10 protein-coding genes are annotated in these 10,262 nt (G+C 36.3%); 2 read left to right on the top strand and 8 right to left on the bottom strand.

The genetic code is table 11. The features are described from left to right. Positions 1–101: 101 nt before the first annotated feature. The 6 genes from CQ046_RS14010 to CQ046_RS13985 all read right to left on the bottom strand — a co-directional run bounded on the left by CQ046_RS14010 (position 102) and on the right by CQ046_RS13985 (position 5,313). Entirely contained in the window at positions 102–1,883 is a 1,782-nt protein-coding gene (locus CQ046_RS14010; protein WP_165790519.1) for a M43 family zinc metalloprotease, read from the bottom strand. 58 nt (positions 1,884–1,941) lie between these two features. Next, entirely contained in the window at positions 1,942–2,556 is a 615-nt protein-coding gene (locus CQ046_RS14005) for a class I SAM-dependent methyltransferase (RefSeq protein ID WP_105702868.1), read from the bottom strand. Then, positions 2,553–3,146, bottom strand: coding sequence for a hypothetical protein (locus CQ046_RS14000; RefSeq protein WP_105702867.1), 594 nt, complete (start codon positions 3,144–3,146; stop codon positions 2,553–2,555). The genes CQ046_RS14005 and CQ046_RS14000 overlap by 4 nt, the downstream gene beginning before the upstream one ends. Further along, complete coding sequence (locus CQ046_RS13995) at positions 3,136–3,606, bottom strand: RNA polymerase sigma factor (RefSeq protein ID WP_105702866.1); 471 nt, start codon at positions 3,604–3,606, stop codon at positions 3,136–3,138. The genes CQ046_RS14000 and CQ046_RS13995 overlap by 11 nt, the downstream gene beginning before the upstream one ends. Then, positions 3,606–4,457 (bottom strand): alpha/beta fold hydrolase, encoded by an 852-nt coding sequence (locus tag CQ046_RS13990; RefSeq protein ID WP_105702865.1) that lies wholly within the window; start codon positions 4,455–4,457, stop codon positions 3,606–3,608. The genes CQ046_RS13995 and CQ046_RS13990 overlap by 1 nt, the downstream gene beginning before the upstream one ends. Before the next feature lie 181 nt (positions 4,458–4,638). Continuing rightward, positions 4,639–5,313 carry a DUF4919 domain-containing protein gene (locus tag CQ046_RS13985; RefSeq protein WP_105702864.1) on the bottom strand — a complete coding sequence of 225 codons (675 nt, stop codon included), beginning with the start codon at positions 5,311–5,313 and terminating at the stop codon, positions 4,639–4,641. A gap of 218 nt (positions 5,314–5,531) precedes the next feature. Here CQ046_RS13985 and CQ046_RS13980 point away from each other — a divergent pair, with 218 nt between their 5' ends. Continuing rightward, positions 5,532–5,747, top strand: coding sequence for a hypothetical protein (locus tag CQ046_RS13980; protein ID WP_034696179.1), 216 nt, complete (start codon positions 5,532–5,534; stop codon positions 5,745–5,747). A 58-nt stretch (positions 5,748–5,805) separates the two neighbouring features. On the opposite strand, the gene CQ046_RS13975 is transcribed toward CQ046_RS13980, so the two are convergent. After that, the gene (locus tag CQ046_RS13975) at positions 5,806–7,098 is read right to left on the bottom strand and encodes an MFS transporter (RefSeq protein WP_105702873.1); all 1,293 of its coding nucleotides are present in this window, start codon (positions 7,096–7,098) and stop codon (positions 5,806–5,808) included. A gap of 114 nt (positions 7,099–7,212) precedes the next feature. Next, positions 7,213–7,965, bottom strand: coding sequence for a DUF3575 domain-containing protein (locus CQ046_RS13970; RefSeq protein WP_228406957.1), 753 nt, complete (start codon positions 7,963–7,965; stop codon positions 7,213–7,215). Positions 7,966–8,132: 167 nt separating this feature from the next. Between CQ046_RS13970 and CQ046_RS13965 the strand changes: the two genes are divergently transcribed. Then, positions 8,133–10,217 (top strand): TonB-dependent receptor domain-containing protein, encoded by a 2,085-nt coding sequence (locus CQ046_RS13965; protein ID WP_105702861.1) that lies wholly within the window; start codon positions 8,133–8,135, stop codon positions 10,215–10,217. The last annotated feature ends 45 nt before the right edge of the window (positions 10,218–10,262 follow it).

Raw genomic sequence — 10,262 nt, 5'->3', positions numbered from 1 at the left:
TAAATGTAATGAAAATAAAACAGTAAAACAAGTACTTTTATAACAAAAAGAATCTGCCTCAGTTGTGAGACAGATTCTTCTATTTTTATGAATAAAATAATTTAAAATTTTAATTTCTTAGTAATTACTTTTCCGTCTTCCAGTACTGCTGTAGCGGTGATGATGATGTTTTTCTGATCAACCGGATATTTGAATTCTGAAGATTTTATATCTGTTTTTCTCAATAGTAATCTTCCTGAAGCATCATAAATATGTACCGAAGATATTTTTGCATTACTTCTCACGGATACGAAATTTTCATCTTTAAAAATAACAGACGAATTCTTCAATCCAGCATTTTCTACTGCTAATAATGCTTGCGTTTCAATGATTACAGAATAATCTTCTACCTGTCCGTATTTCGGAGTATAGCATGCCGTTACTGCTGTCCCGTTGAATTCTCCGATTACTCTCATTCTTAAAGGAGTATTGGTTACAGCATTTGCAGGTGGAGTTACCTGAGCGGTAGCGAACGAACCGGTGGTTACACCGCTTTGGTTAAGAACAAGTTCTGTCGTTTCACTGAACTGACCATCATTGTTATAATCAATATAAGCTTTAATAATGTGAGAATTGTTGGTTCCGGGAGCTACAGTAAGGGTTGTTGCTGAGTTTTGAGGAATCGTAGTTTTGGATATTCCTGAGCAGTAAGTCCCTGTAAAGTTTTCATAAAAATTATTGACTGCCTGTTTGTAATTGCTTGAATAATTATTGATGTTTCCGAATTTTACAGAAGTAATTCCTACGTTGTATCCTCCTGGATTGGTGATAGAAGCAGGGGTACATGCATTCGTTAAAGTAGAACTGTTATTAATAGTTGCAGTAGAAGCAACCTGTGAGTTGATTAGTGACTGTCTGTACTGTAAAAGCTGAGCTGTTGCTCTGTCAGCCTGTCCTTGTGTAAATAAATTTCTGAAGCAGTAGGTATACGCCATCACATTTCTTTCCCCTCCATTATATAACTGGCTTGTACAAGGGTTAATTTGTCCCGTCTGGCATGATTGAGGAACTGTTGAGTGGTAAAGACTTTTCATGGGTTCCGTATCACAAACAAGATCTCCCTCTAACGTACAGTCGGCATTGACAGGGCAATCTCCTGTAGTTTCATTGTATCCCTGATGGGTATGTCTAAGCCCCAGAGCATGCCCAAATTCATGTGCTAATGTCTGTGCATTCACAGCAGAAGCACTTGTCGCCATAAAAGCGTAATCATTGCTTCCTCCAGGATAATAGGCGAAACCGTTCAGTCCTCCGGCATTGGAAGTCAGTTTTTTAACCACATAAATATTGTAATATTTTGAAGTATCCCACATTCCCATTGTAGTAATCTCAGAAGCGGTTACAGCATTGGTGGTATTATCATTATTAACCCCTCCGCTTACATATTTAGGAAGACCAGAAGCATTGATTCTGTTGATCCCGTTGGTTGCGTTGCAGCTAGGATCTTTAGTGGCGAAAACAAACTTTACAGGCAGAATAGCACTTGTTCCCGACATTCCACTGGTAGAGTTTCCTGCAAAAACACCGTTGGTATAATTGACCCATGCAATGATATCGGCATCAGACTTATTATTGGTAGTTCCCACAGCGCTTCCGTCCCCTACAACGTGTACAACAATGGGAATTTCATACACCTGATTGTTGAGTTTAGAAGCCAACTTTCCGCTTTTGATCATTTTTGATAACTTCAGATTGAAAGCATCGTCCTGAGCTTTCTCTTCCGGATACCTTTCATAATGTTTTTTCATTAATTCATCGGTTCCGCATTCCTGGAATTTCAAACTTTGTGAATAAAAATTGGAGCAGAATGCCCCTGAAATAAGCAGAAATAATAATTTTTTCATAGTATTTTTCATTTAAGAGTTGTGGATCTAAAAATAAATAAAAAATACACATAAATAATTAAAATTTTTTAAAACTACAAAAAACGAAATTCTGAACCGTCTCAAAGGGCGTGGTATGATCTTCTGTAATACACTGAATTTTTTTAAAACTTCTTTCAAATTTTTCTGATAATGACCCTTCGTCATATTGCTGAATATCCAATCCGCTGCATTTCGTAGGACCGTTTTTGGAAAAAGTTCCGAGGATCAGACAGTTCTTCACACTTTTTTCTGCGATGTCAATATATTTTGAAATCTGTTCCGGTGTTGTAAGAAAATGAAAAGCCGCTCTGTCATGCCAGATATCATAGGTTTCTAAAGGTTCGAAAGTGGTGATATCTGTAGCAATCCATTTTACTTTACTGGCCGATTCTCCCAGTCTTTCCTGTGCTTTCTCCAAAGCTTTGGCGGAAATATCAAGTACTGTAATGTTTTTATAACCTTCCTCAAGGAGAAAATCGACAAGATTGCTGTCTCCACCACCAATATCAATGATGCTGGCATCTTTTCCCAATCCGGAAGACCTGATAAAATCAAGCGATGTCTGAGGTTTTTTCTGAGTCCAGCTTACCTGATCCGGATTCTTGGTTTCATAGACGTTTTCCCAGTGGCTTTTGTTGTCTGAAGATATCATGATTCTTTTAATTGATTATTGATCTCTTCAAATTTATTAATTAATTCATCAAGTTTCCCTTGTTGTTTCTTTATGGTTCTTGGTCTCAGATAAAACCAGTTGAAAGCAATCCATGCCAATGTTACAGCATAGGCAAGAATACCTGATCCAAGAGTCATTCTTGAAGTGTATTCATACATATAAAAGCAAATTCCCAAAAACAGCATGATGAAATACAAGTTGAGTATCGTTGTCTGCATAAACTTCTGCTTGCTTTTTACCACATATAAGCTTTGGAGATATTCATTGTTAGACTGTGTCTGATCAATTTTGTAAAACACCATAAACATTTTGTTATACGCAAACAGGAAAATAACCATGGCTAGAATAACCATTATAATTCCTATTTTTGTGGTAATCATTTCAGGCTGATACCAGTACCAGATGAAAAGGATGAATAATGAAGTTGCTATTAATCCAATATTAGTAAGGATCAGCCTGCGCAGATTGTGGTTTCTGAATTTTTTCAGTTTTCCGAGAAGCTCTTCCATATTGGGTTTGTTGGAAGTCTGCTGCTTCCATATGTTTTTGAAATCTATATTAGTAGCCATTTTCTTTAAACTTTTGCGTTAATTTATCCTTTATCCTGTGAATCTTGACCCTGATATTGGATTCTGAAAGTCCTACGATATGAGCTATTTCCGCTTGTTTTACCTCTTCCAGCTCCAATGAAATAATGATTCTGTCTGTTTCAGGGAGCTCCGAAATAAACTGATAGAGCATTTGTATCTGAGGTTCCATAGACTCCTGCTTTTTCTCTTCCAGATTAATGGGGAGATCTGTTTTAGAAAATTTCTTTTCCTTTTCAATCTGTCGAAGGCAGTTATTGGAGGCAATTCTGAAAATCCAGGTTCCTATGCTGGATTCATTCCTGAATTTAGGAAGCTGCTGCCAGACAATAATAAAGGTTTCCTGAGCAAGATCCTGAGCAAGGTTAGTATCGTTCACGTATCCCATGCACAGACGGAATATCCTTTGCCAGTAGAGTTCATATATCTCTTCAAAAACCATTATTTTTCAGATAAAAAGTGAGTAAGCTGATTAAAATACCATTCTTTGTCATCATACATGATGAAATGTAAACCCTTTGAAGCGTACTGCATATTGGTGTTTTTCAGATTTTTATATTGTTCTTCGATCATGGGCTTTAAATTGACAAAATAAGACTCCAGAAGAATAAGAGAAGGACACTGTATATTTTTTATTTTTTCTCTGAGATCGGTATTGGAAAAATCACAGTACATTTTAGCAAATGTTTTTCGGTCAGATTTCATGCTCCATTCGATTACAGTTTCCTGCATAGAAGGATCTGCCAGAAGACGTGGCATAGCCTGAGTCTGCATTTTACGGAACTGTTCATCATTCATAGCGGTTAATTGAGCAATAGTAGAGGAGCAGTCATTATTTTCTTTGGATGTAAAATTAGGATCAGCCATTGCTGCCAGACACGGCAATGCGTCTACAACTATGATTTTTCCGACAAGTTCAGGATAGTCTGCTGCGATAGCCAGAGCAAGACCTCCTCCCATGCTGTGCCCGATGATTATAGGTTTGTCAATTTTATTATTCTTGATATAGGTGGCAATTCCTTTTTCCCAATCCTTAAAGCTGGCATCTGCCTGTAGTTTTGTTCCGGCAAATCCGGACATCGTTAAAGTATAACAGGTGAAATTTTTTTCAAATTTTGCCGTTGTTTCGTTCCATACATCACCTGAAGAGGCAAATCCCGGAATAAATAGTAGAGACTGATTTCCTTTTCCGGTTTTCTTTACTTCAAAAGGATATGCTGTTTCCTGTCCGAATATATTGCATACCGCTAAAAAAAATAACATGATGATAAGAAGGAATGTGAATTTTTTCATGATTTCTAAAGTTTTAAAGTTTATTTGTCTTTTAGAGACGAGCCTTAAAAAAATGTTACACAAAAATTTATTTTTTTTTGAAAAAAATATTTCTTCTTCTCCGAAATCCCTGTTGTCAGGGCGAAATCATATGAAATTTATTGTAGCAATTTGTTGTTAAATAGTAAAAATTCCAGAAAAATTAATCTAATATTCTTCCGTAAAACCTGCTGATATCAAAATAAAATCCTGGAATCTTATATTTCCCTTTTTCAAATTCCTGATAATCACATTTTCCATTATGACTTTGTGATTGGGTTTCCATTTGAAACCTGTTTAAAAGTACATATTCATCTGTAACGGAAATAACATGAAAACCGGTATCACATTTCAGTCCATCTCCGGATGTAAGAATGGCATTTAATAATCCATGAAAATTTCCGGCAATTTTTTCAGCAGTAACATCATCTTTATTTAAATGATACAAATAAGCCAGATAATTCATAGCACGCAGATCCAGTGGGTTTTCATCCAAAACATCCAGAAATAATTGGATTCCTTTGGACAGATCTTTTTGTGAAATACCTTCTCCGCGATAATATTTGACTACCTCTTCAGCTTTCTTCCCTATTTTATAGGGTTTGTATTCTTTTTGAAAGGTATAACCGAAGTAAAGATGACGGTATTGATTGCTTGTAAGAAGCGTATCGTTCTGTTTTAATCTTTTTAAAAGCTTCGGATAATAGAATTCTGAATTTTTATCCTCAATATTTTTTTGAATCGTAGCATAAACCGGTGCTTTAAATTCCATTTTCTGAGCATGAAGGAAAGTAAGCAGAATTAAAAAGAATAAAGAGAAAAATGCTTTAATATTCATGGTTTGTATAAGGTTGTTACAATTTTTTGACGGGTTAAAAATACGGAATATGTATCAATCGAATAATATTGACTGACTATTTGTAAAAAAAATAATAAAATATTGCCAAAGTGTTATTTTGTGTCAATAAATTTACTAACTTTATTCGGAATTTGAGAGATTACCCCCGGCATTTGAAGGGGTAAATGGAATTTTTAACTAAAAAACTAGAAATATTAATGAGCAGTAGTATCCAAGATGAATTTAAAGTCTTCAAAGACGAATTAAGAAAGTTGAATATCGAAGTACAGAAAGTTGTAAAAGTAGGAAACGGTAGTATGGATTTCCACGAGGTTTTCTACAAATCGCCGAGGTATGAAGAGGTAAAGAGTATATACGTCCAGCGTCATAATCTGGATAGTATGATTGAAAAATTTAAACAGGCCTATCATTAAAAAATAGAACGCGCCGCAGATCCTCTGCGGCGCGCGATTTTTATAAAGTTATCAGAAGCTAATCTTTATCCAGTGTAGAGGTTTTTCTGGTATCTTTCATTCCGATATAAACAACCAAAGAAAAGAGAATACATCCGGTAATATACCAGTAAAAATATTCTTCAGAACCAATCTTTTTAAACCAAAGCGCAATATATTCTGCCGTTCCTCCAAATACTGCAACTGTAATGGCGTATGGCAAACCTACCCCAAGCGCCCTAATTTCGGACGGAAAAAGTTCTGCTTTTACCACGGCATTGATGGAGGTATATCCGCTTACAATAATTAAAGCAGCCATAATCAGAAAAAATGCACTCCATATTGATGTGGTTGTACTCAATGCTGTAAGAAGGGGAACAGTACATAAAGTTCCCAAAATGCCAAAGCCTAAAAGAAGCGGTCTTCTTCCGATTTTGTCGGATAAACCTCCAAATACAGGCTGCAGACAGGCAAAAATAAACAGCGAAATAAATGACACCAATGTAGATTCTTCTTTCGTAAGGTGTACGGTATTGACCAGGAATTTCTGCATATAAGTGGTGTACGTATAAAAAGCCAGAGTTCCTCCTAAAGTTAACCCTACAACGGTAAGCAGCGCTCTAGGATGCTTCAGTAATTCTTTTACAGTTCCTTTTTTCTTTTCGCTGACTTCTTTTTTATTTTCAAAAGCTTCTGTTTCATGAAGGTTGGCTCGGAGGTATAATGCGATAATAGATAGCATCGCTCCGATTACAAAAGGAATTCTCCATCCCCATTCCTCAAGTTGTGCTTCTGTCAGTAATAATTTCTGTAAAATAAGCTGAATTCCCAATGCTATAAGTTGTCCGCCAATCAGAGTAACATACTGAAAACTTGAATAAAATCCTCTTCTGTCCTGTGTGGCCATTTCGCTGAGGTAAGTTGCAGAAACTCCATATTCACCGCCAACGCTCAACCCCTGAAGTAATCTTGCCAATAAAAGTAATAAAGGAGCCAGAATACCTATAGATTCGTAAGTAGGGGTAAGGGCAATCAGTAAAGATCCAAAAGACATCAGAAGAACAGAAAGAGTCATCGCTTTTTTTCTTCCCACTTTATCTGCAATACTTCCGAACATCCACCCACCGATAGGACGCATCAAAAAACCTACTGCAAATATTCCCGCGGTATTCATCAGTTGGGCATTCAGGTCAGAATCCGGGAAAAATGAATGGGAGAAATAAATAGCAAAGGCTGCATATGCATACCAGTCGTACCATTCAACAAGATTTCCGATAGATCCGCCTATGATGGCTTTGATTCTTTGCGCTGTGGTGATTGAGGTTGAGTTCATAAAATGTTTATTTTCCGGAAAAGTTTCTTTAATAATGGCATCCAAGATACAAATTTCAGAAAAAAATAAACCGCTCCGAAAAAGAACGGTTTATGTATTACAAGATTGTGTTTTTTAAAATCTATATCCAATGGAAAGTCCGCTTCTGAAGCCAGCCCACGGACCATCCACTTTTATTCTTGCTCCACTGGCATTGGTTTCTACCGTATACTTTACAAAAGGAATATCCAGATTTTCAATTTCTTTTTTAAGTTGAGCCTGCATATCAGGAGTCAGTACATAATCTGAGGTCATGGTAAAATCACCTTTTCCGGTTCCGTAGTGTGCTCCGGCGATCCAGAAATCCAAGACAAGATTCTGGCTTCTGGTCAGAAAAAACTGAACTCCGACCATTAATCCTCCACTGTTTCCATTAGTATCTCCCTGGCCTCTAAGAGGTATTTGATACGTAATTGAATTAGGACCATTGTAATCATAATAAAAATCAAAAGTATTGGAAGTAACACTTGAATATCTGTAATATGGTGCAAAATAAAATCCTTTTCCATAGCCTTTCCCTATATAAAACCTTGGTTCTATCGTAAAGTTTGTAGCTTTTACCCTAAGATTTTGGAATCTTTTCTCGTCTTTATCTTTCAAAAAGGCATTAATGAAAGGTACTTTTCCTTCTGTCATTGTTCCGAAACCGATGTTCAAAGAAAACCATTGGTTGATAGCTCGCTCATAAGACAGATTGATATTTCTGAATGCGTAGGCCGTGACATTGGTCTTGATAATATTCATCTTCTCAGCCGAACTGTTCTCTATTTCCTGAGCTCCTAATCCGGAAAACAGGAAACACGGAATTAATATGAATGCTTTTTTCATGACTCTATATTTTGTGATGTAAAAAAATACCAGCAAAAAACGGGCTGAATTTAACATAATAAATATAAATTAAAGAAAATTTATTGATAATTCTTTATTGGGTTATGATTATGAATGTAATAAACATCGGAGATTGATTGTCCTAATGGTATAATTCATCCTTAGACATGAAAAAAACGATATATACCATCTTTTTCCTTTGTGGTGCTTTAGCATTTTCACAGGAGAAGAAAAATGATACAGCTGATGCAGCACCCACCAAGGAGATTCAGGAAGTTATTTTGAAATCACAGCGCAAAAAACAGTTTGCGGATAAAGCTGTGTATACTTTTGATAAAGAAGCACTGGAAAAAGCACGATATGCCAAAGATTTATTGAGCACTCTTCCTGAATTACAGCTGGATCCTGTTGCCAATACGATTACCAGTACAAAAGGTGGAACTACTTTATTTCTCATCAATGGTATTGAAGCTACAGACATGCAGATTAGGAGTGTTGCTCCCAGTGAGGTTGTGAAAGTGGAGTATTATGATATTCCTCCAGCGAGGTGGGCAACGAGAGCAGATACGGTAGTGAATATTCTGACAAGATCTACAGAAACTGGATATGTTTTCGGGGCTGATGTTTCTACGGCGTTAAATACCGGATTTGTGAATGGTTCTGCTTACGCGAATTATACAAAGGGGAAAAATAATTTCGGACTGGAATACTCTCTGAATCTTAGAGATTACAATGACAGAAGGGTCAACAGCATCTATGATTATCAGCTGAATGGAAAACATTACCGTTCTGATGAAAACAGAACAGATCATTTCGGATATACTTTCCAGAATGTGGCCTTGCGTTATACCAGACTTGTTCCGGATGATTATGCTTTTCAGGCTAAGCTGAATATGGATATTTTCAGCAGATTTTCAAAAGGAGTGGGGCAAAGTGTTTTTACTGAAGATAATCTGATGGAAGAACATAATATGTTTAAAAATAATGGATCAGACTACGTAATTCCTAAACTGGATCTTTATTATTCTAAAAAAATCGGTGAAAAAGATGAATTGAGTATCAATCTGGTAGGTTCTCATTATACGACGAATACTACAGAAACGGCCAAAGAATGGATCGTAGGTTCAGGATTGTCTGTGTACGACAATGATATGGTTTTGAAGGCGAAACAAACAAGTCTTGTGGGAGAGCTTGCCCACGTTCATGATTTTAAAGCAGGAAAACTTTCATCCGGATATCGCATTTCGAGATCTTCTATTTCCAATGATCTGAATAATCTTGCCGGTTATTCTCAATACAGCGTCAATTATCTGGAGCAGTATTTTTATACAGAATTTGCCGGAAAAGTTGATAAATTCAGCTATCGTATCGGAGCGGGGCTTACCAATATTCACAACAAAAGTGCAGAGAATACTTTTGATGAATGGACCTTCACCCCGAAGGTTATTTTAGCCTATCAGCTTAAAGGAAATCAGAATCTTCGCTTTACAGCAAGTTACAGTCCGATAAGTCCGTGGAGTAATGCTTTGAGTAGTAATGTGGTGCAGCTGGCACCTAATATTGTTCAGCGAGGAAATCCTTTTTTAGAGTCTCAACAGGTGTTTGCCAATAATCTGACTTATTCTTTTAATAATAAGTATTTTGATTTTAATGCAGGTCTGTTTTACCGATATACCGACAGAGTGATCAATCAGTATTATGTTCAGGATGATGTATTGGGAGGGTATGCTCTGACTTATGAAAATGGAAAAAATGGACAAAGGTATGGTATACAGTTAACGGGATCTTATAAGCCTTTTGGAAACAGTCTTCTTGTTATAAAAGCGGTCATCACACCAACTTCCGAGACTGTAAGGACAAGTAAAGGTGCTTTGATTAAAAATGATTATTTAGGAAATTACTTTTCACTTTCTTCGGAATATAAATCGTTCTCAGTACAGTATCAGTTTAATATTCCTGTTTATAGTTTAAGTGGAGCATTTCTTAATACGAATGAAAATCAGAATAATATTTTTATGAGCTACAAACACAAAAACTGGACGTTCTCCACGGGAATGTACTGGATTGGAATGCCTTCGGAATATAAAACGAAAAGTTTACCGGAAAGTTTGGTTGATTATAAAGTTCATACACAGATTATGAACAATAAATCAATGTTTGTGTTGGGATTAAGCTATGATTTCTCCAAAGGTAAAAAGACGGAAATTCAGCGAAAACTTAATAATGAAACAGCTCCTGCTGCTACTTTTTAAAAATAATTTTGAATGTTAATAAGAAATCCCCGCTCATTTGTAGGA

Origin of the sequence: Chryseobacterium sp. MYb7, from assembly GCF_002979455.1 — a bacterium.
In the GTDB taxonomy this organism is placed as follows: Bacteria; Bacteroidota; Bacteroidia; order Flavobacteriales; family Weeksellaceae; genus Chryseobacterium.
The sequence above is the reverse complement of the archived record's forward strand: the minus strand, read 5'-3'. Positions and strand labels throughout refer to the sequence as shown.